The 22,813-nt window shown below is 60.1% G+C and carries 25 protein-coding genes; 7 read left to right on the top strand and 18 right to left on the bottom strand.

The genetic code is table 11. The features are described 5' to 3' along the window. Window positions 1-34: 34 nt before the first annotated feature. Both ACA054_RS07005 and ACA054_RS07000 read left to right on the top strand, forming a co-directional pair. Window positions 35-1,201, top strand: coding sequence for an MFS transporter (locus ACA054_RS07005; RefSeq protein WP_497688750.1), 1,167 nt, complete (start codon window positions 35-37; stop codon window positions 1,199-1,201). A 46-nt stretch (window positions 1,202-1,247) separates the two neighbouring features. Continuing rightward, window positions 1,248-2,267, top strand: coding sequence for a DUF4917 family protein (locus tag ACA054_RS07000; RefSeq protein ID WP_497688749.1), 1,020 nt, complete (start codon window positions 1,248-1,250; stop codon window positions 2,265-2,267). A 99-nt stretch (window positions 2,268-2,366) separates the two neighbouring features. Here the strand turns inward: ACA054_RS07000 and ACA054_RS06995 are convergent, their stop codons facing one another. After that, window positions 2,367-2,909 carry a helix-turn-helix domain-containing protein gene (locus ACA054_RS06995; protein ID WP_497638397.1) on the bottom strand — a complete coding sequence of 181 codons (543 nt, stop codon included), beginning with the start codon at window positions 2,907-2,909 and terminating at the stop codon, window positions 2,367-2,369. Between the two features lie 111 nt (window positions 2,910-3,020). Between ACA054_RS06995 and ACA054_RS06990 the strand changes: the two genes are divergently transcribed. Continuing rightward, complete coding sequence (locus tag ACA054_RS06990) at window positions 3,021-3,803, top strand: aldolase (RefSeq protein ID WP_497688748.1); 783 nt, start codon at window positions 3,021-3,023, stop codon at window positions 3,801-3,803. Window positions 3,804-3,834: 31 nt separating this feature from the next. Beyond that, window positions 3,835-4,722, top strand: coding sequence for a dihydrodipicolinate synthase family protein (locus tag ACA054_RS06985; RefSeq protein WP_497688747.1), 888 nt, complete (start codon window positions 3,835-3,837; stop codon window positions 4,720-4,722). 141 nt (window positions 4,723-4,863) lie between these two features. On the opposite strand, the gene ACA054_RS06980 is transcribed toward ACA054_RS06985, so the two are convergent. The 3 genes from ACA054_RS06980 to ACA054_RS06970 all read right to left on the bottom strand — a co-directional run bounded on the left by ACA054_RS06980 (window position 4,864) and on the right by ACA054_RS06970 (window position 6,202). Continuing rightward, window positions 4,864-5,208, bottom strand: coding sequence for a YegP family protein (locus ACA054_RS06980; RefSeq protein WP_497688746.1), 345 nt, complete (start codon window positions 5,206-5,208; stop codon window positions 4,864-4,866). 92 nt (window positions 5,209-5,300) lie between these two features. Beyond that, entirely contained in the window at window positions 5,301-5,606 is a 306-nt protein-coding gene (locus ACA054_RS06975) for a ribbon-helix-helix domain-containing protein (protein ID WP_497688745.1), read from the bottom strand. Between the two features lie 14 nt (window positions 5,607-5,620). Continuing rightward, window positions 5,621-6,202 (bottom strand): DJ-1/PfpI family protein, encoded by a 582-nt coding sequence (locus tag ACA054_RS06970; protein WP_497688744.1) that lies wholly within the window; start codon window positions 6,200-6,202, stop codon window positions 5,621-5,623. Window positions 6,203-6,506: 304 nt separating this feature from the next. Here ACA054_RS06970 and ACA054_RS06965 point away from each other — a divergent pair, with 304 nt between their 5' ends. Next, on the top strand, window positions 6,507-7,397 hold the full coding sequence (locus ACA054_RS06965; protein WP_497688743.1) for a DMT family transporter: 891 nt from the start codon (window positions 6,507-6,509) through the stop codon (window positions 7,395-7,397). A gap of 13 nt (window positions 7,398-7,410) precedes the next feature. Here the strand turns inward: ACA054_RS06965 and ACA054_RS06960 are convergent, their stop codons facing one another. The 3 genes from ACA054_RS06960 to ACA054_RS06950 all read right to left on the bottom strand — a co-directional run bounded on the left by ACA054_RS06960 (window position 7,411) and on the right by ACA054_RS06950 (window position 9,401). After that, the gene (locus tag ACA054_RS06960) at window positions 7,411-8,625 is read right to left on the bottom strand and encodes a class I SAM-dependent methyltransferase (protein WP_497688742.1); all 1,215 of its coding nucleotides are present in this window, start codon (window positions 8,623-8,625) and stop codon (window positions 7,411-7,413) included. 132 nt (window positions 8,626-8,757) lie between these two features. After that, window positions 8,758-9,120 carry a hypothetical protein gene (locus ACA054_RS06955; RefSeq protein ID WP_497688741.1) on the bottom strand — a complete coding sequence of 121 codons (363 nt, stop codon included), beginning with the start codon at window positions 9,118-9,120 and terminating at the stop codon, window positions 8,758-8,760. Window positions 9,121-9,122: 2 nt separating this feature from the next. After that, window positions 9,123-9,401, bottom strand: coding sequence for an Ogr/Delta-like zinc finger protein (locus tag ACA054_RS06950; RefSeq protein WP_497688740.1), 279 nt, complete (start codon window positions 9,399-9,401; stop codon window positions 9,123-9,125). A gap of 300 nt (window positions 9,402-9,701) precedes the next feature. Here ACA054_RS06950 and ACA054_RS06945 point away from each other — a divergent pair, with 300 nt between their 5' ends. After that, entirely contained in the window at window positions 9,702-10,130 is a 429-nt protein-coding gene (locus ACA054_RS06945) for a helix-turn-helix domain-containing protein (protein ID WP_497688739.1), read from the top strand. Between the two features lie 78 nt (window positions 10,131-10,208). Here ACA054_RS06945 and ACA054_RS06940 read toward each other — a convergent pair whose 3' ends face one another. The 5 genes from ACA054_RS06940 to ACA054_RS06920 form a co-directional block, all read right to left on the bottom strand. Beyond that, a complete protein-coding gene (locus ACA054_RS06940) occupies window positions 10,209-10,565 on the bottom strand; it encodes a putative holin (RefSeq protein WP_497688738.1) in 357 nt (118 codons plus the stop codon). Continuing rightward, window positions 10,552-10,854 (bottom strand): helix-turn-helix domain-containing protein, encoded by a 303-nt coding sequence (locus ACA054_RS06935; RefSeq protein ID WP_497688737.1) that lies wholly within the window; start codon window positions 10,852-10,854, stop codon window positions 10,552-10,554. The genes ACA054_RS06940 and ACA054_RS06935 overlap by 14 nt, the downstream gene beginning before the upstream one ends. A gap of 135 nt (window positions 10,855-10,989) precedes the next feature. Next, window positions 10,990-11,607 carry a TPM domain-containing protein gene (locus tag ACA054_RS06930; protein ID WP_497688736.1) on the bottom strand — a complete coding sequence of 206 codons (618 nt, stop codon included), beginning with the start codon at window positions 11,605-11,607 and terminating at the stop codon, window positions 10,990-10,992. Window positions 11,608-11,650: 43 nt separating this feature from the next. Next, window positions 11,651-12,403: a TPM domain-containing protein gene (locus ACA054_RS06925; protein ID WP_497688735.1), complete on the bottom strand. Its 753-nt coding sequence runs from the start codon at window positions 12,401-12,403 to the stop codon at window positions 11,651-11,653. Between the two features lie 29 nt (window positions 12,404-12,432). After that, window positions 12,433-13,038: a LemA family protein gene (locus tag ACA054_RS06920; RefSeq protein WP_497688734.1), complete on the bottom strand. Its 606-nt coding sequence runs from the start codon at window positions 13,036-13,038 to the stop codon at window positions 12,433-12,435. A 259-nt stretch (window positions 13,039-13,297) separates the two neighbouring features. Between ACA054_RS06920 and bglX the strand changes: the two genes are divergently transcribed. Next, a complete protein-coding gene (gene bglX / locus ACA054_RS06915) occupies window positions 13,298-15,589 on the top strand; it encodes a beta-glucosidase BglX (protein ID WP_497688733.1) in 2,292 nt (763 codons plus the stop codon). 121 nt (window positions 15,590-15,710) lie between these two features. On the opposite strand, the gene ACA054_RS06910 is transcribed toward bglX, so the two are convergent. From ACA054_RS06910 to ACA054_RS06885, 6 genes are all read right to left on the bottom strand, one after another. Then, window positions 15,711-16,868, bottom strand: coding sequence for a phospholipase D-like domain-containing protein (locus ACA054_RS06910; protein ID WP_497688732.1), 1,158 nt, complete (start codon window positions 16,866-16,868; stop codon window positions 15,711-15,713). 1 nt (window position 16,869) lies between these two features. After that, on the bottom strand, window positions 16,870-17,460 hold the full coding sequence (locus ACA054_RS06905) for a YceI family protein (protein ID WP_497688731.1): 591 nt from the start codon (window positions 17,458-17,460) through the stop codon (window positions 16,870-16,872). 228 nt (window positions 17,461-17,688) lie between these two features. Next, a complete protein-coding gene (locus tag ACA054_RS06900; RefSeq protein ID WP_497688730.1) occupies window positions 17,689-18,459 on the bottom strand; it encodes an IclR family transcriptional regulator in 771 nt (256 codons plus the stop codon). 84 nt (window positions 18,460-18,543) lie between these two features. After that, a complete protein-coding gene (locus tag ACA054_RS06895) occupies window positions 18,544-19,986 on the bottom strand; it encodes an amidase (protein WP_497688729.1) in 1,443 nt (480 codons plus the stop codon). 2 nt (window positions 19,987-19,988) lie between these two features. Next, entirely contained in the window at window positions 19,989-21,299 is a 1,311-nt protein-coding gene (locus ACA054_RS06890) for a citrate-proton symporter (protein ID WP_497688728.1), read from the bottom strand. An 82-nt stretch (window positions 21,300-21,381) separates the two neighbouring features. Further along, a complete protein-coding gene (locus tag ACA054_RS06885; protein ID WP_497688727.1) occupies window positions 21,382-22,557 on the bottom strand; it encodes a M20 aminoacylase family protein in 1,176 nt (391 codons plus the stop codon). Window positions 22,558-22,813 lie beyond the last annotated feature (256 nt).

The raw sequence follows: 22,813 nt of genomic DNA, 5'->3' as shown, positions 1-22,813 counted from the left end.
GATGTCGACTGCTAAAAAAACCAGGGACGGCTCAATGAAAAAACACACCACCCTCCTCGTTACCTGCTGCACGGTTTTTCTTGCGCAACTTGGCATGAGCATCTACCTGTCGGCGTTACCGGAAATCGCCCATGAACTGGCTGCCGAAGCGTCACAGTTGTCTTGGGGGCTAGCGGTGTATCTGATCGGTATGGCGCTGCCGATGCTGTTCTGGGGCAGTCTCGCCCAGCATATCGGCCGCAAACCGGTGTTGCTTGCGGCATTGGGTGTGTTTGGTCTGGGAAATCTCGCCTTGCCCTTGGGCTCGAACCTGGAATCGTTTCTGGTCCTGCGCCTGCTTACAGGCGTTGGTGCCAGCGGCATTTCGGTAATGGCCCGGGTGTTGATCCGCGACAGCTTCAGCGGTGACCTGCTGGCCAAGGCGTTGTCCTGGCTGTCGATTTCCTTTGTGGTCGCGCTGGGTATCGGCCAGTACCTCGGTTCGATCATTCAGGTGGCATTGGGCTGGCAAGCAATTTTCTTTCTATTGGGAGGTGTGAGTCTTGCGATGGCGGTGGTCGTCGCGCGAATTACCTTTGCGCCACGAGTTGAGGAAAATGCCAGGTCATCCACTTGGCTGAGCTACTGGCAAATTCTGTGTCATCGGGACTTTCTGTTGCCCGCGCTGGCCGGGGGGTTGGGATACGGGGTAATCATTGCCTTCAACACCGCAGCACCACTGATTCTGCAAGGGCCATTCAATTGGTCGCCCGTGGAGTACGGGTTATTGGGCTGGCCCATCAGCGCGGCGTATTTTCTAGGAGCTCTGGGGGTAAATAACCTGGTACTTCGCACCGGCCGACATTGGCTGATGAAGATCGGTGTGGGATTGGTGCTGACTGGAAGCGCGGTGATGCTGCTGGGGAGCGTCGCGGGCACCTCAATTGCGCTTCTGTTCTGGCTACCCTACTGCGTTGCAGTATTCGGCCAGTCACTTAACTATCCCATCAGTCTGTCCCTGGCCAACGACGGTGCGCCGGTCGGCGGTGCTTATGCGATGGCGCTGAGTGGTTTCATCCATCAACTGATGGCTGCCGCAATTGGCGGGATTGCTAGCCTGATCGCTGGTCAGCAGGCATGGCCGCTATCGCTGCTTTGCACCTTGCTGGCCTTGGGCGCGATGATCTGCGTGATGCTGGCCAGGCTCAACGCCCGACCATGATAGAGTCGCCGCCCATTAGACCTTTTGCTTCGAGACGACCACCGCAATGACCGATTTCCAGGATGTCGATTCCCAACTTGAAGACTGGAACGTCTTGCGCAGCAGCGCTGCGTTCGACGGTCTGCTGGTGGGTAATGGGGCCAGCCGTGCGGTGTGGGACGACTTCGGTTACGACTCGCTGTTCGAAAACGCCCGCACCGTCGAAGAAAAACCCCTCAGCCCGTCCGAACTGAGCGTGTTCGAGGCGCTGCAAACACGCAGTTTCGAGCAGGTGCTCAGCGCTTTGAAAACCACCAGCCGGGTTAACAAGGCCCTGGCCGTCAGCTCCGCCGCACCGCGAAACCGCTACTACGCGATCAAGGAAGCGCTGATCAACACCGTGCATGGGGTACACATCCCGTGGCGGTTGGTCGAGGCGTCGAGCCTTGGGACGATCAGTCAGGAACTGGGCCGCTATCGCACGGTGTTCACCACCAACTACGACTTGCTCAATTACTGGGCGATCCAGCAGCAACCCGAGGCGATCACCGATCTGTTCCAGGGTTCTGAACCGGCCTTCGACCTGAGCGTTACCGCCACCGACAAAACCCGCTTGCTCTACCTGCACGGCGGTCTGCACCTAGTGCGCAATCAGGACGGCACGGCGCGCAAACTGATGTCGACCGAAGGCACGTTACTGGGCAGTTTCGCCATCAACAACACGATCAAGACCCTCGACGAGGTGCCGTTGTTCATCAACGAAGGGCCGAGCGCGGACAAGCTCAAGACCATCCGCAGTTCGGATTACCTGTCGTTCTGCTACGACCAGTTGCTCGGCCATGGTGACGGCTTGTGCATTTTCGGGCATGCATTGGGTGAGCAGGACAGCCATATCGTGCATGCCTTGCGCCTGGCGAAACCGAAGGTCGTGGCAATCTCGATTTATCCGCGCAGCAAGGCGTTCATCCAGCATCAGAAGCGGCATTACGCGAAGGTGTTCGAGGGGACTGGGGTTGAGTTGCGGTTTTTTGATTCGAAGACCCATGCGTTGGGTAGCCCGAAATTGGCGGTTCCCGTCGAAGTTTAGTGTTGTTCGAGCTGACGCCTTCGCGAGCAGGCTCGCTCCCACAATGGAATGCATTCCTCCTGTGGGAGCGAGCCTGCTCGCGAAGCTTTTAGGGTCAACTCATTCTTCAGCGCTATGCACCACCACCAACAACTGCGCCTGCACCTCGCCCACTGAGCGGATCCGGTGCGGTTTCTGTGAGTTGAAGTGCAGCGCATCGCCACGGCTGAGCAGCACGCGTTCGTTGACGAAATCCACTTCAACCTGGCCCTCGTGGACGAACAGAAACTCTTCGCCCAAGTGTTCCTTGAAGGCTTTGTCGGTAAATTCTGTCGGCGGATAGATGATGAACGGCAGCAAGCTGCGTTCGCTGACCTGATGGGCCAGCACCGCGTAACCCGGGTTGTCGTCGCTGGCACCCAGTGGCTGGCGCTCATGGCTACGCACCAGGCTGTAGCTGTCGAGGCTGACCTTGTCTTCAGAAAAAAGCTCCTCGACCTTCACGTTCAGTGCCTTGGCCAGTTTCAATGCGGCCGCAATCGACGGCGTGTTCAGGCCGCGTTCGACTTTTGACAGATAACTCTTGGTCATGCCGGATTTTTCCGCCAACGCCTCAAGGGTCACGCCAAGTTTTTTTCTCAATAATTTCAAACGGATAGACATTTAGAGCGATTAATCCATAAAGGAGGTGACGAATTGTCCTTGCTAATGACACAAAGTGTCATATAGCATCTTTCGTGTCATATGCATGACCCAGCCAAAGAGGACACCGATATGGCCACGACATTAGCACTGCCCAAAGATCAACTGGTCAAGCAAGCGCTGAGCCAGATGCAAAACACCCTCGCGGATAATACGTGGACCGACCGGCAAAAGCTGGCCCTGACCTGCCGCATTCTGTTCGAGAATGGCCATGACTCTGGCCTGGCCGGGCAAATCACCGCCCGCGGCCCGCAGCCTGGCACCTATTACACTCAACAACTGGGCCTGGGTTTCGACGAAATCACCGCAGGCAACCTGCTGCTGGTCAACGAAGACCTGGACGTGCTCGAAGGCCACGGCATGCCCAACCCGGCCAACCGCTTCCACAGCTGGGTGTACCGCGCCCGCCCGGATGTGAACTGCATCATTCACACCCACCCGACTCACGTCGCGGCGTTGTCGATGCTGGAAGTGCCGCTGCAGATTTCCCACATGGACCTCTGCCCGCTCTATGACGACTGCGCATTTCTCGAAGGCTGGCCCGGTGTACCGGTGGGTAATGAAGAAGGCGAATTGATTGCCGGCGCGCTGGGCGACAAGCGGGCGATCCTGCTTTCCCACCACGGCCAGTTGTCCACCGGCACCACCATCGAGGAGGCCTGTGTGATCGCCCAACTGATCGAACGCGCCGCCAGATTACAGCTGCTGGCGATGAGCGCCGGAACCATCAAGCCGATCATTCCGGAGCTGGGCCGTGAAGCCCATGACTGGATTGCCCGGCCCAAGCGTCACGCCGCCGCTTTCAACTACTACGCCCGGCAGAACCTGCGTCGACACGCCGATTGCCTGAACTGAACCCCAGACCTTTTTTGAACGGAGAGACACCATGTCCACCGCAAACATTCACGGCATCATCGGCTACACCATCACCCCATTCACCGCCAACGGCGAGGGTGTTGATCTTGACGCGCTCGGGCGCTCCATCGATCGCTTGATCGACGGCGGCGTGCATTCCATCGCGCCACTGGGCAGTACTGGCGAAGGCGCTTACCTGAGCGACGCGGAGTGGGACCAGGTCGCCGAGTTCAGCATCAGGCACGTGGCCAAGCGTGTGCCGACCATCGTCAGCGTGTCCGACCTGACCACCGCCAAAGCGGTCCGTCGCGCCCGTTTCGCCGAAGCTCATGGCGCCGACGTGGTGATGGTGCTGCCGACGTCGTACTGGAAACTCAGCGAAACGCAAATCCTCGCGCACTACCGCGCCATCGGCGACAGCATTGGCGTGCCGATCATGCTCTACAACAACCCGGCCACAAGCGGCACCGACATGTCGGTGGACCTGATCCTGCGCATCGTCGACGGCGTGGAAAACGTGACCATGGTCAAGGAGAGCACCGGCGACATCCAGCGCATGCATCAACTGTATCGCCTGGGCGAAGGTCAGGTGCCCTTCTACAACGGTTGCAACCCGCTGGCGCTGGAAGCCTTCGCGGCCGGGGCAAAAGGCTGGTGCACAGCAGCGCCGAACCTGATCCCGCAGCTCAATCTCGACCTGTACGACGCCGTGCTGGCCAACGACCTGAACAAGGCACGTGAACTGTTCTATCGCCAGTTGCCGTTGCTGGACTTCATTCTCAAGGGTGGTTTGCCGGCGACGATCAAGGCTGGTTTGCGCCAAACCGGGCTGGAGGTGGGTGATCCGCGGTTGCCGGTGTTTCCGTTGGATGACGCTGGTGTCAGTCAACTGCAAGGCTTGTTGAAAACCCTGCGCTGACCTTGGGACAGCACCTATTCCCTGTGGGAGCGAGCTTGCTCGCGATGAGGCCATAACATTCAGCTTCAATGTTGACTGTAAGACCGCCATCGCGAGCAAGCTCGCACCCACAGGGATTTGTGCTGTATTTGAAAGATGTGTTCAAAGCACCGGCAGGGTCTTGTCCTTGATCACCTTGGTCGGGCCGTTCGCCTTCACACTGCCAATGCCTTTCTCCATGGTGGCATCGGAGGAATAGGACTCGCTGCTGCCGATAATCTCGTGGTTACCCGCCTTGAGGTTGAAATAAGGATGCCCATCCTTGGTGGTTTTCTTCTCGTAGCGCTCATCGAGCGGGCTGTTGGCCTGGACCGACGCTATGCCTTTGTCGGCCGCGGCGCGGGTGGTGTACAACTCGCTGGTCAGAATGGTTTCGGCATTCGCCGCCTTCAGCACAAACCTGAACTGACCGCTGCTGCTCTTGCTCACTTCGTACCATCCGGACATGCTCTTTCTCCTTGGCGATTGAGAGGTTGCGCGCTTCAGAGTAAAGACCAGGCCGGTATTTTTGTCGCCTGTGCGGCTCTATACAACTCTGTCTACTTCACCACCGCCCGCACCACCGACAACTCCGGCGCCTGAGTCCGCCGCTGACTCAGATACCGCGTACAACTCACCCGCAGGAACGAGGCAAAATTGACCACCTCGCCGCGGTAGTCCATGACCTCTTCATACAGCTTGGCAACCAGCTGATTGGTGGTCATGCCGTCGGTCTCGGCGATTTCGCTGAGGATGTCCCAAAACTGATTCTCCAACCGCAGGGTGGTGACCACCCCGCAGATGCGCAGCGAGCGGGAGCGCGATTCGTAGAGAATCGGATCGGCTTTGACGTACAGCTCGCACATGGACGGGTCTCCCGTTACAGCGTGATTTTGGTGCCCAGCAAGCCGAGAAAACCGGCGAGCCAACTCGGGTGGGCAGGCCAGGCCGGTGCCGTCGCCAGATTGCCTTGAACATGGCCATCCGTCACCGGGATATCGATAAACGTACCGCCCGCCAAGCGCACTTCTGGCGCACAGGCCGGGTAGGCGCTGCATTCACGCCCCTCGAGTATCCCGGCGGCGGCCAACAATTGTGCACCATGGCACACGGCGGCGATCGGCTTGCCGGCCTTGTCGAAGTCGCGCACCAGTTCCAGGACTTTTTCGTTCAACCGCAAGTACTCCGGCGCACGACCACCCGGGATCAGCACTGCGTCGTAATCCGCCTCTTTAACTTTGGCAAAATCGAAGTTCAGGGCAAACAGGTGACCGGGTTTTTCGCTGTAGGTCTGGTCGCCTTCGAAGTCATGGATAGCGGTGCGCACGGTCTGGCCGGCGCTCTTGTCCGGGCAGACGGCATGCACCGTGTGACCGACCATCAGCAGGGCCTGGAACGGCACCATCACTTCATAGTCTTCGACGTAATCGCCGACCAGCATCAGAATTTTTTTCGCCGCCATGGGGAGGACTCCTCTGGGAAATGCATGGGCATGCAGGAGTATTCAAGGTAGTCCTTATCCGGCCGGTCGGGTAACAACCGGCTACTACCTGATGGACCGCGTTATCGTTCATCGCGGGCAAGCCATGCTCCTACAGGTCCTGCGCCGTTCTCCAAAACCGATGCGATACCTGTAGGAGCATGGCTTGCCCGCGAAGGCGTCCTTGAACTGTACGGATAATTCTGTGTCCAGCTGTAAGCGCCAAAAACAATGGTTTATGGCTAGATGAAGGCACCTCCCATCCCCCAAGATTCTGGTTGCCATCATGTCCACCCGCGAAAACACCGGCATGGCCCTGGGCCTTCTCGGCGTTGTGATCTTCAGCCTCACCCTGCCTTTCACACGCATTGTCGTGCAGGAAATGCATCCACTGCTCAACGGCCTGGGCCGGGCGCTGTTCGCGGCGATTCCCGCGGCGTTGCTGTTGTTGTGGCGGCGTGAGAAATGGCCAACCTGGAAGCAGGTCAAAGGCCTGACGCTGGTCATTGCCGGGGTGATCCTCGGGTTTCCGGTGCTGTCGGCCTGGGCCATGCAAACCTTGCCGGCGTCCCATGGCGCACTGGTCAATGGCTTGCAGCCACTGTGCGTGGCGCTTTACGCCGCGTGGCTGTCCCACGAACGCCCGTCGAAAGCCTTCTGGGCCTGCGCCGCGCTGGGCAGTGCGCTGGTGCTCGGTTACGCGCTGATCAGCGGGGCCGGCAGCATCCAGGCGGGTGACCTGTTGATGCTCGGCGCAATTGCGGTGGGCGGCCTGGGGTACGCCGAGGGTGGCCGATTGGCCAAGGAAATGGGCGGCTGGCAAGTGATCTGCTGGGCACTGGTGCTGTCGACGCCGCTGCTGGTCGGGCCGGTGCTGTACCTTGGGTTGCAACATCAGGGCGAGATTTCGACCAAGACCTGGTGGGCCTTCGGCTACGTCTCGCTGTTTTCGCAATTCATCGGGTTCTTTGCCTGGTATGCCGGGCTGGCCATCGGTGGCATTGCCCGGGTCAGCCAGATCCAGCTGCTGCAGATTTTCTTCACCATCGGCTTTTCGGCGCTGTTCTTTGGCGAACACGTCGAGCCGATTACCTGGCTGTTTGCCGGCGGGGTGATCCTGACCGTCGTGCTGGGACGCAAGACGGCGGTCAAGCCCGCACGTATTGCCACGGCGTAAATTCAGGCGGGGTCTAGAGGTAACCGTCAGCCCGCAACAGGGTTTCCAGGCAATGCTCGGTGATGTGGTAGAACGCCTTGAGTTCCTGGATCTTCGCCAACAGTTGGGCCGGATCTACCGGCTCGGCACGCTTGACCGCCAGAATCATCTTGTTCTTGTTGGTGTGGTCCAGCGAGATGAACTCGAACACCTTGGTCTCGTAGCCGCAGGCTTCAAGGAACAGTGCACGCAAGCTGTCGGTCACCATTTCCGCCTGCTGTCCCAGGTGCAAGCCGTATTGCAGCATCGGCTTGAGTAATGCCGGGCTCTGGATTTGCAGGCGAATCTGTTTGTGACAGCACGGTGAGCACATGATGATCGAGGCACCGGAACGAATGCCGGTGTGAATCGCATAGTCCGTGGCGATGTCGCAGGCATGCAACGCGATCATCACATCCAGCTCGCTCGGTGCCACGCTGCGCACATCACCGCACTTGAAGACCAACCCTGGATGCTCAAGCTTTGCCGCGGCGCTGTTGCACAGGGTGACCATGTCTTCACGCAGCTCGACGCCGGTCACTTGCGCTTCGGCCTTCAAGGTATTGCGCAGATAGTCATGGATCGCAAAAGTCAGGTAACCCTTGCCGGACCCGAAGTCTGCCACGCGAACCGGGCTGTCCAGCGCCAGTGGCGACGAGGTCAGCGCATGGCTGAAGACTTCGATGAACTTGTTGATCTGCTTCCACTTGCGCGACATCGCCGGGATCAATTCATGCTGCTTGTTGGTGACACCCAGGTCGGCGAGAAACGGCCGGTGCAGATCGAGAAAGCGGTTTTTCTCGCGGTTGTGCCCGGCGGACGGCACTTCGCGCAATTGCTGGGGTTTGCTCTTGAACAGCGAAGACTTGCCCTTTTTGCTGTATTCGAGCTGGGTTTCATCGTTCAATGACAACAAATGCGCATTCTTGAACGATGCCGGCAACAAGCCTTTGATGACCGCCACCCCTTCGGCCAATGGCAAGTTCTTGGTGATGTCGCGGGTCTTGTACCGATAGACGAAGGACAGACAAGACTGCGCCTTGACCGTCACCGGCTTGATGATGATCCGCTGCAGGTCCGCTTCATCGCCAGCGTACTTGGCCAGCACCAGCTTGATGAAGGCGTTCTGCTCCAGGCTCGATTGCAGCAGGTCGATGAACTGGGCGTGATGGTCCGGCGCGAGGCTGGCGGGTGTGGCGATGACGGACATGGAAAAAACGGCCTCGGGCAATGCGAATCGGAGAATGCCCGGTATTTTAGGGGGGATGCGGGTTTTGGGCACGGGGTTATTTTTCGCAGGCCCGGTAATGCCCCCCAGACCCGCTTTGTATTCACCGATACCTCAGGGCTGCACCAGCCGAAGTTTGCGATTGCTCGGTGAATTGATCACATATCTGACGATCAATCCCACCGGTACGGCCCACGTCAGGCCATTGGCCGGGTCAGTGATGACAGCGACGGTTTCGGAGCTTGCGCCGATGTCCAGGCGTCGTCGATCGTTGCAGGACTTGAGCTCCCCATAGGCGTGGCTGACCAGTCGCTCCGCCAGGTGCATCGGCACATCAATCCCTTGCAAGTGCTTTACGGCGCGACAGAACAGCACTTGGTCATCAACGACCGCATCGCTTTCATGACGGGCCAGAAATGCCTGGGCAACGGCCAACAATTGCTCGTTCAACTCCTCGTCTTCAACCATTGCGCTCATGTTCATGACTCCAGCGGCGCCGACGTCGTCGGTTCACTTGGCGCAACCGGCCGGGCGGCGTGCCGCAAGTCGGGCCCGGCGAAAGGCAAGCGCACGGCGGGGTTGGGCATTCCACTGGGAGAGAGTTCGTGAGTCATTTCGAACTCGGCCCGAACCGACCAGCCGCAGGCTTCCGACGTGCATTGCAAGTAGGCCACCCGCAGGAAAATATGCCGCCCCTCGCTGGTTCGGATTCGCATCCGGTTCAAGCAGTGCGGACACACCATTTTGTAAGTACTCATGCCTGGATCCCGCTATACATCGGGTGGTAATCGCCATAATCAAACGCAATACTGCTGGAAGCGATGATCGCTGCAACCCGGCACTGCAAGTAACGCCCACCCGAAAAAAGAAAGTGCAACGAACACCGGCGTAATGGGTAAGAACCAAACATGTAGGAAATCACCCTGCTACCATTAGGAAGTTTCGACATCTTATTCATCTGACTCATAGTTAACGATTGATTACTCACAATAAAAATACTACTCATTGCGCATACATTAAGCACTCAAAAAGCATGTGTCAAAAGGAAGAGGCTCAAATTGCGTAGCAAAAAATCTCAGGCTGTTTTAGCGCGACTAAAGCAAATTACTGGCACAAAAAGCGATGCTTCTTTGTCTTCGGCGCTACAAGTCAGCCCACAGACCCTCAGCAGCTGGAAGGGTCGCGACAGCACACCATACTCATTATGCGTAGAAATCGCTCAATCGCGCGGCATTTCACTCGACTGGTTGTTGCTGGGTGAAGGACCGGTCTTGCGCCACAGCGCTGCTGCCAATGCCATTGAACACAACCAGGAAACAGCTACCCGGGAAAACACAATTCTCGCGATGTGGCGATTGCTCAGTGAAGAAGATCGCTGCGCCATACAAAATGTCTTGGAGGAAAAACGCCGCCTGCGTGAAATGGAACTCAAACTTTCAGAGATGGCGTCTATTCTGTCGACACTTCAACAGTCGAACGAAACATAATGTCATATGCTGTTTACTTGAAGGCACGTCACACCGGCGATGTTGCTACAGCACTTAATGATGACAAGTTAATACCCATCAGCCTCGTCCCTTGAGGCGCTCAATGATTTCACCCAGGCCAGCGCCATCGACCCACTGCATGACCTTGACGCTGATGGGAATAATGATCAGCGCACACAGAAATGCCGTCACCCCAGCGGTCAGGAAAGGCGCCAGCGGCAGCGCGACGGGGGTAAACAGATAGCCAACGCCTGCCGACAGCAACCAGGAGCCGATACGCTGCCAGGCCTTGAAGTCAACACGAGTGGTCGTGACCAGCCACGCGCCGAGCGATGCACCGAACAGCGCTTCGCCATCAATCGAAGGCAGTGTCGCGATCCCCAATCCCAGCAGGAGTCCGCTGATACTGTTGTAGGCGGAATCAGTCAGGCTCATGGGCACCTCGCTCATCGACGCTGTCGATGACAATGACTCCCGACTCAATGGCTTTGAGCAAGGCGGCATGACGGGACCTGACAGCAAACTTGCGGCGAATATTGGAAAAGTGGAAGTTGATCGTGGTTGGCGAGCAATTCTGAATCCTGGCGATTTCCCAGGAAGTCTTGCCTCTGAAGCACCACATTAAGGCTTGTATTTCTTTCGCCGTCAGATGTACCGACGGTACATTTCCCTCGCCGTCGGGCGCGGCACCGACAAAAGAGTCGAGCGGTAGATGCGTTGACATAAGTACTCCCTCTACGTCAGAACGCCCGTTACAGGGCGCTCGCTATTGGAGGGAGATGTTGAAGACTGAACAGAAGCCAAACAACTTGCCGAAGTTGTACCGCCAAGCGTTACAAAAGTGTTCGTCCGAACAGCACTAGCCGAGCACCACCAGGCGGTTTGGCAGCTCGTTGCGCACATGCGTCACCGGAACGTGCACCTTGAGCAATTCGCCGCACGCCTCGACGCAGGCGACAAAGCCCTGCAACGTCTGGCCCTGTCGCACCTGCCGGGTGAACGCCTCGACGATCGCATCCCAATTGCTGTTGTCCAGCCGACTGGAAATACCCTCATCCACCAGGATTTCCACATAGCGCTCGGCTTCAGAGACGAAAATCAGGATGCCGGTGCTGCCCACCGTGTGGTGCAGGTTCTGCTCCAGGAATTGCCGGCGCGCCAGGTTCGAGGCGCGCCAGTGACGCACCGAACGGGGAATCAGGCGTGTGGTGATTTTCGGTATGCGCAATACCAGGCACAGCACGATGAAGGTGATCCATTGCACCAGCAGCAGGCTGTGCAAGGTCAGCCAGCCGGTCAGGTAATGCACGATCCCCGGTAGCACCAGTGCCAGCAGGCTGGCCCAGAGCAGCGGGATGTACACATAGTCGTCGGCGCGAGCCGCGAGCACGGTGACCAGTTCCGCGTCGGTGTCGCGCTCCACCCGAGCAATCGCCTCGGCGACCTTGCGTTGTTCGTGTTCAGTCAGTAATGCCATGTGGTTGAATGCCTGCTCGCTATAGTTTTTATCTGCTATGTCATCACCAGCCGCCCGATGAGCCACCGCCACCGAAACTGCCCCCTCCACCGCTGAAGCCCCCACCGCCACCGCCGCCGAAACCACCGCCACCAAAACCGCCACCGGAACCACCGGAGCCGCCACGACCGGCAGGAAGGATACCGAGCATCTGGCAAACAAATACTGTCAGGATGAACAACAACACCAGGAACACGAATACCCCAGGGTGCCGCGACATGAAATCATCACTCGGATCGCCGCTGGACTCATAGACCGTCGAGGGTTCGTCCAGGGGATTGCCGCCCAGTACCACCAGCATCGCCGCTACCCCGTCGCTGATGCCTTTGCTGTAATTACCCGCCTTGAACGCCGGGGTGATGACCTGATTGATGATCACCGAACTCTGGGCGTCGGTCAGGCGATCTTCCAGGCCGTAGCCGACTTCGATGCGCAGTTTGCGCTCATCGCGGGCAACAATCAGTAACGCGCCGTTGTTCTTGTCTTTCTGGCCAATGCCCCAGTAGCGGCCCAGTTGATAGCCGAAATCGGCGATGTCGGCGCCCTGCAAGTCCGCAAGCGTAACCACCACCAGCTGCTCACCCGTGACCTTTTCATGGGCCTGCAACTGCTGCACCAGCTGCTCGCGCACCGATGGCTCGATCATCTGGGCGTTATCCACCACCCGCCCGGTCAGCTCCGGGAACTTCAATTGGGCCTGGACCGCCAGGGCAAACACCCACAGCAACAACACCAGGCCAGCTTTCAACACGCGCATGGGCTACCTCGTCCGTGGTGACGCAGCGATCAGAATTTAACCTCGGGTGGCTTCTCCGACCCCGGCGTGGCCTCGAAGGTCTCGCGTTCCGGCAGGTTGCTGTACATCACGCTGTGCCACAGGCGACCGGGGAACGTGCGGATTTCGGTGTTGTATTTCTGCACCGCCAGGATGAAGTCGCGTCGGGCCACGCTGATTCGGTTCTCGGTGCCTTCAAGCTGCGATTGCAGGGCCAGGAAGTTCTGGTTGGCCTTCAGGTCCGGATAGCGCTCGGACACCACCATCAGGCGGCTCAAGGCGCCGCTGAGTTGATCCTGGGCCTGTTGGTACTGCTTGAGTTTTTCCGGGTTATCGAGCGTGGAGGCGTCAACCTGGATCGAGGTGGCCTTGGCCCGGGCCTCGATCACCGCAGTCAGGGTTTCCTTTTCATGCGCGGCATAGCCCTTGACGGTTTCCACCAGGTTGGGAATCAGGTCGGCACGGCGCTGATACTGGTTCTGCACCTGACCCCAGGCAGCCTTGGCCTGTTCATCGAGGGTCGGGATGTTGTTGATGCCGCAGGCGGTCAGCAGCGTGGCCAGCATGAGCAACGTGGCGACTTGCAGGCTCGACCGGTAAGACTGTCGTACATTCATCAGAGTGATGCTCCCTTCACATTTCATGGAAAATCAACCGGCGACCCTCTCGGCCGGCTCTTCGGGCATAATCGGCGCGGCACTGGATTGCGTCGGGACAAATGGGCTAAAAGAAGCCCTGCGCAAAAGCCGTATCCGGCGTTCGACTGCCGTTTTCGGCTGGCGCTTTTTGAGTCAGCACCCGAACAACAATAGTCGCTCCCTAAATTTTGGCTGGCCGGCGTGTACATCGCCGCTTGGGCCCTTGAGAAAACTATTCATGAATAAGCTGTGTTTGCTGGGCCTGTTCGTCAGCCTGGCCAGTCATAACGTACTGGCCGCCACGACGCCCGCACCTCTGGAGAACAAGGACGCCTTCGTCAGCAACCTGATGAAGCAGATGACCCTGGATGAAAAAATCGGCCAGTTGCGCCTGATCAGTATCGGCCCGGAAATGCCCCGGGAGCTGATTCGCAAGGAAATCGCGGCGGGCAACATCGGCGGTACGTTCAACTCGATCACCCGCCCGGAAAACCGTCCGATGCAGGATGCGGCAATGCGCAGCCGGTTGAAGATCCCGATGTTTTTCGCCTACGACGTGATCCACGGCCACCGCACCATTTTCCCGATCCCGCTGGCCCTGGCCTCGAGCTGGGACATGGACGCCATCGGCCTGTCCGGGCGCATCGCCGCCAAGGAAGCCGCGTCGGACAGCATTGACTTGACCTTCGCGCCAATGGTCGACATCTCCCGCGACCCACGCTGGGGCCGTACATCCGAAGGCTTTGGTGAAGACACCTACCTGGTGTCACGCATTGCCGGGGTGATGGTCAAGGCGTTCCAGGGCACCGGCGCGAACGCGGCCGACAGCATCATGGCCAGCGTCAAGCATTTCGCCCTGTATGGCGCGGTCGAGGGCGGTCGCGATTACAACGTGGTCGACATGAGCCCGGTCAAGATGTACCAGGACTACCTGCCGCCGTACCGCGCCGCGATTGACGCCGGCGCTGGCGGGGTAATGGTCGCGCTGAACTCGATCAACGGCGTGCCGGCCACCGCCAACACCTGGCTGATGAACGACCTGTTGCGCAAGGAATGGGGCTTCAAGGGCCTGGCGGTCAGCGACCACGGAGCGATTTTCGAGCTGATCAAGCACGGCGTCGCCGCTGACGGTCGCGAAGCCGCGAAGCTGGCGATCAAGGCCGGCATCCACATGAGCATGAACGACACGCTCTACGGCAAGGAACTGCCAGGGCTGTTGAAGGCTGGCGAGATCGAGCAGAGCGACATCGACAACGCCGTGCGCGCGGTGCTCGACGCCAAGTACGACATGGGCCTGTTCAAGGACCCGTACCTGCGCATCGGCAAGGCCGAGGATGACCCGGCCGACACCAACGCCGACAGCCGCCTGCACCGCGCCGAGGCCCGCGACGTCGCGCGCCGCACCCTGGTGTTGCTGAAAAACCAGAGCGAAACCCTGCCGCTGAAGAAAACCGCGAAGATCGTCCTGGTCGGTCCGTTGGCCAAGGCGCCGATCGACATGATGGGCAGTTGGGCCGCCAACGGTCGCCCTGCGCAGTCGGTGACCCTGTTCGATGGCATGACCACCGCACTCGGTGCGCAATCGACGCTGATCTATGCCCGTGGCGCCAACATCACCAGCGACAAGAAGGCGCTGGATTACCTGAACTTCCTCAACTTCGATGCCCCGGAAGTGGTGGATGATCCGCGCTCGGCGCAAGTACTGATCGATGAAGCGGTGAAAGCCGCCAAGGATGCCGATGTGGTGGTGGCCGCTGTGGGCGAGTCCCGTGGCATGTCCCACGAGTCGTCGAGCCGCACCGACCTGAACATCCCGGAAAACCAGCGGGAGTTGATCCGCGCCCTGAAAGCCACCGGCAAACCGCTGGTGCTGGTGCTGATGAACGGCCGTCCGCTGTCGATTCTTCAGGAGAAGGAGCAGGCCGACGCGATCCTGGAAACCTGGTTCAGCGGTACCGAAGGTGGCAACGCCATTGCCGACGTGCTGTTTGGCGATTACAACCCATCGGGCAAACTGCCGATCACCATCCCGCGTTCGGTGGGGCAGATTCCGACTTATTACAACCACCTGAGCATTGGCCGGCCATTCACACCGGGCAAGCCGGGCAACTACACCTCGCAGTACTTCGATGACACCACCGGCCCACTGTTTCCGTTCGGTTTCGGCTTGAGCTACACCGATTTCAGCCTGAGCGACATGGCCCTGTCGTCGACCACCCTGAACAAGACCGGCAAGCTCGATGCCAGCGTGGTGCTGAAGAACACCGGCAAGCGCGATGGCGAAACCGTGGTGCAGTTGTACATCCAGGACGTGACCGGCTCGATGATCCGCCCGCTCAAGGAGCTGAAGAATTTCCAGAAAATCATGCTCAAGGCGGGTGAACAAAAAGTCGTGCACTTCACCATCACCGAGGACGACCTGAAGTTCTACAACACCCAGCTCAAGTACGCGGCGGAACCGGGCAAGTTCAACGTGCAGATCGGCCTGGACTCCCAGGATGTGACGCAGCAGAGCTTCGAGTTGCTCTAATCCCCGTGCACTGATCGTTCCCACGCTCTGCGTGGGAACGCCTCAAGGGACGCTCCGCGTCCAGTGACGCGGAGCGTCACGGGCTGCATTCCCACGCAGAGCGTGGGAACGATCTGGATCACTATCCTCGTCGATCCAGCAGATTGACCACCAGCCGATCCACCCACCCCCACACCCGCTGCTTGACCCGCTTCCACAGCGGCCGGCGCTGCCACGCTTCCAGGCTGACTTCCTGGCTCAGCGAGAAGTCCTTCTCGAAGCTCGCCACCACGTCACGAGTCAATCCAGGGTCCAGCGCCTCAAGATTGGCCTCCAGATTGAAACGCAAATTCCAGTGATCGAAGTTGCACGAACCAATGCTCACCCAGTCGTCGATCAAGACCATTTTCAAATGCAGGAAACACGGCTGGTACTCGAAAATCCGTACATCGGACTTGAGCAATCGCGGGTAGTAGCGATGCCCGGCGTAGCGCACTGAAGGGTGATCGGTGCGTGGTCCGGTCAACAGCAGCCGCACATCGACACCCCGGGAGGCCGCGCGGCGCAGTGATCGACGGACTTTCCAGGTCGGCAGGAAATACGGGGTAGCCAGCCAGATCCGCTTCTGTCCGCTGTTCAACGCACGAATCAGCGATTGCAGGATGTCCCGGTGCTGGCGGGCGTCGGCATAGGCGACCCGGCCCATGCCCTCGCCCGTGGACGGCACGCGGGGCAGGCGCGGCAGACCGAAATGCGAGGCCGGTCGCCAGGCGCGACGATGGCGGTTGGCGATCCATTGGCGGTCGAACAGCAATTGCCAGTCGAGCACCAGCGGGCCGGTGATTTCCACCATCACTTCGTGCCACTCGCTGACGTCTTCGTTGGGTGTCCAGAATTCATCGGTCACACCGGTGCCACCGACCACGGCCATGCTCTGATCCACCAGCAGCAACTTGCGGTGATCGCGGTAGAAATTGCCGACCCAGCGCCGCCAGCTCAGACGATTGTAGAAGCGCAGTTCGACGCCGGCGGCCATGAGCCGCTGACGCAGGGTCAGGGTAAAGGCGAGGCTGCCGTAATCATCGAAAAGGCAGCGCACCCGTACACCGCGCTCGGCGGCCTGGACCAGTGCCTGAACCATGGCTTCGGCGCAGGCGCCCGCCTCCACCAGGTACAGCTCCAGCTCGACCTGTTCTTCGGCGCGGGCAATCGCCACCAGCATGCGTGGGAAGAATTGCGGACCGTCGACCAGCAATTCGAAGCGATTGCCTTCACGCCAGGGAAAGATCGGGCCGGCCATGTCAACGCGCCGTGAAGATCAGCACCGCACCCACCGGCACCGACAGACTGATGGCCGACAGGCCGGCGACCTTGCGCAGCGCTTCCAGGCCGGGCGCCAGATCGAAGTCTTCGGCATTGATCACCACCGGTTCCAAAGTCACCACCTGGAAGCGCCGGTCATCCAGACGAGTGGCCAACAGTTCGGCGTTGTAGGTGTGTTGCTTGCCATGCAAGTCGACGGTCAGCGGCAGGCGTAACTCCAGTTGCGCACCGGGCGCAAGGTCGTTGATCGGACGCAGGTCGATTTGCGTGGTGATCAGGGCTTCGGAAAACCTGTCGATCTCGAACAGATCCTTGCGCATGCGTTCATCGCGCAAGGGAATACCGCTGTTGACCGATTCCAGCTCGACCTCGACTTCGGCCTTGCCGCTGGGATCGACTTTGCCGTGCAACACCAAAAAGCGCTGCACTTCGGAAACATTGGCGTTTTTGGTGCTGACGAACGACAGCCGCGAGGATTCCCCGTCCAGATACCAGTTGGCCTGGGCCGACAGCGAAGCGCCGGCCAACAGCAGGCAGGTGAGGGTTTTGCAAACAGACCGCTTGAACATAGAAACTCTAGGGGCAGATAAACCTGTGCTGAACCTTAACTGCCCTGACACAGGTTGCAAACTTTCTTCGAGTGCACCGCATCTCCTGTGGCGAGGGGATTTATCCCCGTTGGAGTGCGAAGCGCTCCCAAAACCAGGCGATGCGTTTTATCAGACAGACCGCCGTCGCAGGTATTACGACTGCTACGCAGCCGAGCGGGGATAAATCCCCTCGCCACAAAAGCAGGGTCAAGCCATCGCCTGCTGCACATCACCAATGGTGGCGGCGAGGCTGCTCAGGTGCAGGCTCAGCACCCGTTCCACCGGCGCCTGATCCATCGGCCAGTGCAACGCCATACTGCCCACCAGCCGACCATCGGTGTGAATCGGCAAGGCCACCGCGCGAATCAGGAACGGCAGGCGCACCGGGTATTCCCAGTAGCCTTCGGTGCGCTGGCCGAAACCTTGATGCAGCGCCTGTTCGGTGGCGCTGAACAGCGATTCGTCGCTCAGTCGCTCACGACTGGCCAGGCGCTCCACTTCATGACTTTCCAGTTCACCGAGGCAGGCACGGCCCATGGCCGAATGAAACAGGCTGGCGTGCTGGCCAACGATCTGACAGTTGTTGGGGTAGCGTTTGCGCAAAACCTGCGGGATCGCACTTTCCATCACCTCCACCCGTTCGCCATCGAAGCACGACAGATCCGCCACCAGCCCGGTGCGCTCGCTCAACGCCAGCAACAGCGGCGCGGCGTTTTCCACCAGGCGCCGCTTGAAGCGCTGCCGACTGTCACCGAACAGGCGCTTGGCACACAAGCGGTAACGCCGGTCGCTCAAGCCGCGGTAGATCCAGCCTTGCTCCTGCAAGGTCAGCAGCATGCGCGACACCGTGGCCTTGGGCAGGCGGGTCAAGTAGTGCAACTCCTCCAGGCCCAGCGCCTGATGCTCGCCCAGTAACTCGACGATCGCCAAGGCGCGCTCGACGGAACGTACGCTGCCGGTTTCTGCCTTGTTCCCCATGGATTCGATATCCCTGAGCCCGGATCGGATGATCGCTGCTCTTTTTTTACAAAGCACAGCAAGATGTGGGCCTGCCCACAGCTTTCACGCATTTTGCAGACAACCAGGCGGTCGGCGCGTGACCCATTGCGTCAGTTGTTCGTGGGCGTACGCCAGTTGCAATACCGCGCGATCAGCCTGAGCCGGGCCGATGATTTGCAGGCCCATCGGCAGTCCGGCCGGGTTGAATCCTACCGGCACGTTCATGCTCGGCAAACCGGCCAGGGTGGGTCCGATCACCACCTCCATCCAGCGGTGATAGGTGTCCATGCTCTGCCCGCCGACGACGCGCGGCCAAGGGGTTTGTGCATCAAAAGGAAACACTTGCGCAGTGGGCAACAGCAGGAAATCGTAACGTTCGAACAACTCGTTCAAGGCGCGATACCACTCGCTGCGACTGACCGAGGCTTGATAGACATCCGCCGCCGTCAGGCGCATACCACCCTCGATTTCCCAAATGGCTTCCGGCTTGAGTTGCTCGCGCTTGCGCGGGTCGGCATACAGGCTACCGAGGCTGCCCTGCACCAGCCAGTGGCGGTGCACCAGCCAGGCCTGCCACAGGCGCTCCATGGAGAAATCCGGTTGGCAGGCTTCGACCTTGCACCCGAGGGCCGTAAAGTCCTGCAGCGCCGACTCGCACAGACTCATCACGCCAGGGTCCATCGGCAGATAGCCGTTGTAGTCGCCCAGCCAACCCAGGCGGACCTCGCTGAAATCCTGCGCCAGCGACTGATGGAAAATCTCCGGGTCCTGAGTCAGCGACAACGGCACGCGCGGGTCGTACCCGGCCTGGGTGCCGAGCAACCGGGCGACATCGGTGACGGTGCGGCCCATCGGCCCTTCCGTGGCCAGCTGCTGGACAAACACCTCCGGTTGCGGGCCGTGGGGCACGCGGCCTTGGGACGGACGAAAACCGAACACATTGTTGAAGGCCGCCGGGTTGCGCAGCGAGCCCATCATGTCACTGCCGTCGGCCACTGGCAGCATGCGCAACGCCAGTGCCACCGCCGCCCCGCCGCTGCTGCCGCCGGCAACCAGCGACGGATCGTAGGCATTGGTGGTGGTGCCGAACACACTGTTGTAGCTCTGCGAACCGAGGCCGAATTCCGGCACGTTGGACTTGCCGATTATGATCGCGCCACAGTCGCGAACCCGCGCCACGCTGATGGCGTCGTGCTGCGGGACTTGCTCGGCAAACAGCGGCGAGCCCATGGTCGTGCGCAATCCGGCGGTGGCCGCCAGGTCCTTCACCGCTTGCGGCATGCCGTGCATCCAGCCCCGGGACTGGCCCTGGTCCAGTTGTCGGTCGCAGGCGTCGGCCTCTGCCAGCAATTCTTCGGCCGGGCGCAGGGATACCAGCGCATTGACCTGTGGATTGAAGCGTTCGATCTGCGCCACATACGCCTGCATCACTTCACGGCAGGACACCAGTCGCCCGTGGATGGCGCGGGACAACGCATCGGCGTCCATTTCAACAATCGGATTCATGCTCAAGGTTTCACCCCAAGGTTAAGTGCAACGGATCTCTTTGCCCGTGGTGCTTCCTGCATGCAGTAGGTGCCCAACAGCGTCAGCACGCAAGCGAACAATACGTAGAACGATGGCGCCACCGGCGTGGCCAATACCTTGCTCAGCCAGGTGACGATCAGCGGGGCGAAACCGCCGAACACCATGACCGCAACGTTATAGGCCACCGACACCCCGGTGGAGCGCACTTCAATCGGAAACTGCTCGGCCAGTGCCGTCGGTGCCGGACCAAAGAAGCCACCAATCGAACTGCACAACAGCAGTTGCATCACCAGCAAGCGCTCTACTGAAGGCGCCGCCGCCACCCACACATACAGCGGATACACCATCAGGAAAAACGCCAGGGTGAAGGCCATCAACACCGGGCGGCGGCCAAGGCGGTCCGACAGTGCGCCGGACAGGGGAATGACCACGGTCATCAGCGCCACCGCGAGCATTTGCACCAACAGCACCTGATCCAGCGGCAAACCGAGGTTTTTGTGAGCGAAGGTCGGCATGTTCACCAGCACCACGTAAAACGACACCGTCGCGCCGCACGCCAGGCCCATCGACACCAGAATGGCGCGGCGATGTTCGCGGATCACTTGCAGCAAACCCGGGCTTTCGCCTTTGGCCTGTTTGCGTGCCTCGAGAAACTCTTCCGGTTCCTCCATGTGCTTGCGAATCCACAGGCCGACCGGGCCGATCAACAGGCCGATCATGAATGGAATCCGCCAGCCCCAGCTGTCCAGCGCCTCGGGGGTCAGCAGGTGCGTAAATAACGCCACCATCCCCGCCCCGGAAAACACCGCCAGGCATTGCCCGACCAATTGCCACGAACCGTACAAACCCTTGCGGTGCGCCGGCGCGCTTTCCACCAGGAACGCCGTGGCACTGGCGTACTCGCCGCCGGTGGCGAAGCCCTGGAGCATTCGCGCGACCACGATCAACAGCGGCGCGCCCATGCCGATGGCGGCGTAGTTCGGCGCGAAGGCGATCAACGCGATGGACACGGTCATCAGGCGAATGATCATCTGCATCGCCGCCTTTCGCCCTTTGCGGTCCGAATACATGCCCAGCAGAATGCCGCCCACCGGGCGCATGAAGAAGCCGACGCCGAAGGTCGCCAGGGCCATCAGCAACGACGCGTATTCGTCCTCGGAGGGGAAGAACTGCCGAGCGATGATGCTCGCCAGAAAGCCGTAAACAATGAAGTCATACCATTCCAGCGCGTTGCCGATAACGGCAGCGACCACCTGCCGGGTGCGCGAAACACCTGTGCTCGAAGTGTGCATGGGGGAACTCTCCAGAAACCTGTTGGGTGATGCCGGGCACGACTTGGCACGCCCGGTCCAGCGGCAGTAGAAAGTGAAAGGGTCAGGCCGGCTTGAGCCAGCTCTCGGTCAGCGCGCCCCAATACGCCGCGCCGGTCAGCAGGATGTCGTCGTTGAAGTCGTAGGCAGGGTTGTGCACCATCGGCCGCGACACACCGTTGCCGATGAACAGGTAGGCGCCGGGACAGCGTTGCAGCATCCAGGCGAAGTCTTCGCTGCCCATGAGTTTGGGGGTGTTGCCATCCACCGCAGCGGCGCCGAGCAGCTCGACGCCGACTTGCCGGGCGAACTCGGTTTCAGCGGCATGGTTGACCAGTACCGGGTAAGCCGGACGGTGCTCGATTTTCGAACTGCAACCAAAACTCTGAGCCTGGGATTCGATGATCGCGCGCACCCGGTCGAGGGTCTGCTCACGCACCTGGGCGTTCAGCGCGCGCAGGCTCAGGCGCAGGATCGCCTGCTGGGGGATGACGTTGGCCGCCTCCCCGGCCTGCAATGCACCGACCGTTACCACCGCCGCCTGCTGCGCATCGATGTTGCGCGCGACCACGGTTTGCAGGGCCATGACTACGCTGGCCGCCGCCACCAATGGGTCTACCGCCAGATGCGGCATCGAGCCGTGCCCGCCGACGCCTTCGATGGTCACCGTGAGCAAATCCTGCGAAGCCATCATCGGCCCTTCGCGAAAGCCCAGGTGCCCCGCTGGCAAGCCCGGCATGTTGTGCATGCCGAACAGTGCATCGCAGGGAAAACGTTCGAGCAGGCCATCGGCGAGCATCGCTTCGGCGCCGCCCTGGCCTTCTTCGGCGGGCTGGAAAATCAGGGTCAGGGTGCCGTCGAACTGGCGGGTCGCCGCCAGGTAACGCGCCGCGCCCAACAACATCGTGGTGTGGCCGTCGTGCCCACAGGCGTGCATACAGCCCTGGTGCCGGCTGCTGTAGGCCGCCCCGGTATTTTCGATGATCGGCAGCGCATCCATGTCCGCCCGTATCCCGAGTTTGCGCGGGCTGCTGCCGTTGCGGAGGACACCGACCACGCCGGTCTTGCCGATCCCGGTGTGTACTTCGTAGCCCCATTCTTCAAGCGACCTGGCGACCAACGCCGAGGTGCGGTTTTCCTCGAAGCCAAGCTCCGGGTGAGCGTGGATGTCCTGGCGGGTGGCATGCAGGTCGCTGGCGACGTCGTTGAGCCAGGCAAGGATGTGCTGATGTCGGGTCATGACGATTTCCTCGGGCCGGGTGTATTCCCGTTCTTTTTGTTAGCTGTTCTTTGGTGGTGAGCGCGACGCATCAAAGGCAGGCGCTCACGACCAGATAACCGCGAGTCGCGCGCGAGGACAATCGAATGTGGTTCCACTGCGTGGAACCTGAGAGGCCGATCAATTGAAATTCGCCTAATACCCTGTGGGAGCGAGCCTGCTCGCGAATGCAATACCAGCCCCGCTGCTTGCGTTGAGTCTGCCGACGCTTTCGCGA

The sequence above is a fragment of the Pseudomonas sp. LBUM1653 genome (assembly GCF_059716115.1).
Note: the sequence above shows the minus strand (reverse complement) of the source record. Positions and strands in the feature narration are given on the sequence as shown.

What these genes read in the sequence shown, in the direction of transcription:
- ACA054_RS07005 (WP_497688750.1), top strand. Translation starts at nt 35, where the DNA reads ATGAAAAAACACACCACCCTCCTCGTTACCTGCTGCACGGTTTTTCTT.
- ACA054_RS07000 (WP_497688749.1), top strand. Translation starts at nt 1,248, where the DNA reads ATGACCGATTTCCAGGATGTCGATTCCCAACTTGAAGACTGGAACGTC.
- ACA054_RS06995 (WP_497638397.1), bottom strand. Translation starts at nt 2,909, where the DNA reads ATGTCTATCCGTTTGAAATTATTGAGAAAAAAACTTGGCGTGACCCTT.
- ACA054_RS06990 (WP_497688748.1), top strand. Translation starts at nt 3,021, where the DNA reads ATGGCCACGACATTAGCACTGCCCAAAGATCAACTGGTCAAGCAAGCG.
- ACA054_RS06985 (WP_497688747.1), top strand. Translation starts at nt 3,835, where the DNA reads ATGTCCACCGCAAACATTCACGGCATCATCGGCTACACCATCACCCCA.
- ACA054_RS06980 (WP_497688746.1), bottom strand. Translation starts at nt 5,208, where the DNA reads ATGTCCGGATGGTACGAAGTGAGCAAGAGCAGCAGCGGTCAGTTCAGG.
- ACA054_RS06975 (WP_497688745.1), bottom strand. Translation starts at nt 5,606, where the DNA reads ATGTGCGAGCTGTACGTCAAAGCCGATCCGATTCTCTACGAATCGCGC.
- ACA054_RS06970 (WP_497688744.1), bottom strand. Translation starts at nt 6,202, where the DNA reads ATGGCGGCGAAAAAAATTCTGATGCTGGTCGGCGATTACGTCGAAGAC.
- ACA054_RS06965 (WP_497688743.1), top strand. Translation starts at nt 6,507, where the DNA reads ATGTCCACCCGCGAAAACACCGGCATGGCCCTGGGCCTTCTCGGCGTT.
- ACA054_RS06960 (WP_497688742.1), bottom strand. Translation starts at nt 8,625, where the DNA reads ATGTCCGTCATCGCCACACCCGCCAGCCTCGCGCCGGACCATCACGCC.
- ACA054_RS06955 (WP_497688741.1), bottom strand. Translation starts at nt 9,120, where the DNA reads ATGAGCGCAATGGTTGAAGACGAGGAGTTGAACGAGCAATTGTTGGCC.
- ACA054_RS06950 (WP_497688740.1), bottom strand. Translation starts at nt 9,401, where the DNA reads ATGAGTACTTACAAAATGGTGTGTCCGCACTGCTTGAACCGGATGCGA.
- ACA054_RS06940 (WP_497688738.1), bottom strand. Translation starts at nt 10,565, where the DNA reads ATGAGCCTGACTGATTCCGCCTACAACAGTATCAGCGGACTCCTGCTG.
- ACA054_RS06935 (WP_497688737.1), bottom strand. Translation starts at nt 10,854, where the DNA reads ATGTCAACGCATCTACCGCTCGACTCTTTTGTCGGTGCCGCGCCCGAC.
- ACA054_RS06930 (WP_497688736.1), bottom strand. Translation starts at nt 11,607, where the DNA reads ATGGCATTACTGACTGAACACGAACAACGCAAGGTCGCCGAGGCGATT.
- ACA054_RS06925 (WP_497688735.1), bottom strand. Translation starts at nt 12,403, where the DNA reads ATGCGCGTGTTGAAAGCTGGCCTGGTGTTGTTGCTGTGGGTGTTTGCC.
- ACA054_RS06920 (WP_497688734.1), bottom strand. Translation starts at nt 13,038, where the DNA reads ATGAATGTACGACAGTCTTACCGGTCGAGCCTGCAAGTCGCCACGTTG.
- bglX (WP_497688733.1), top strand. Translation starts at nt 13,298, where the DNA reads ATGAATAAGCTGTGTTTGCTGGGCCTGTTCGTCAGCCTGGCCAGTCAT.
- ACA054_RS06910 (WP_497688732.1), bottom strand. Translation starts at nt 16,868, where the DNA reads ATGGCCGGCCCGATCTTTCCCTGGCGTGAAGGCAATCGCTTCGAATTG.
- ACA054_RS06905 (WP_497688731.1), bottom strand. Translation starts at nt 17,460, where the DNA reads ATGTTCAAGCGGTCTGTTTGCAAAACCCTCACCTGCCTGCTGTTGGCC.
- ACA054_RS06900 (WP_497688730.1), bottom strand. Translation starts at nt 18,459, where the DNA reads ATGGGGAACAAGGCAGAAACCGGCAGCGTACGTTCCGTCGAGCGCGCC.
- ACA054_RS06895 (WP_497688729.1), bottom strand. Translation starts at nt 19,986, where the DNA reads ATGAATCCGATTGTTGAAATGGACGCCGATGCGTTGTCCCGCGCCATC.
- ACA054_RS06890 (WP_497688728.1), bottom strand. Translation starts at nt 21,299, where the DNA reads ATGCACACTTCGAGCACAGGTGTTTCGCGCACCCGGCAGGTGGTCGCT.
- ACA054_RS06885 (WP_497688727.1), bottom strand. Translation starts at nt 22,557, where the DNA reads ATGACCCGACATCAGCACATCCTTGCCTGGCTCAACGACGTCGCCAGC.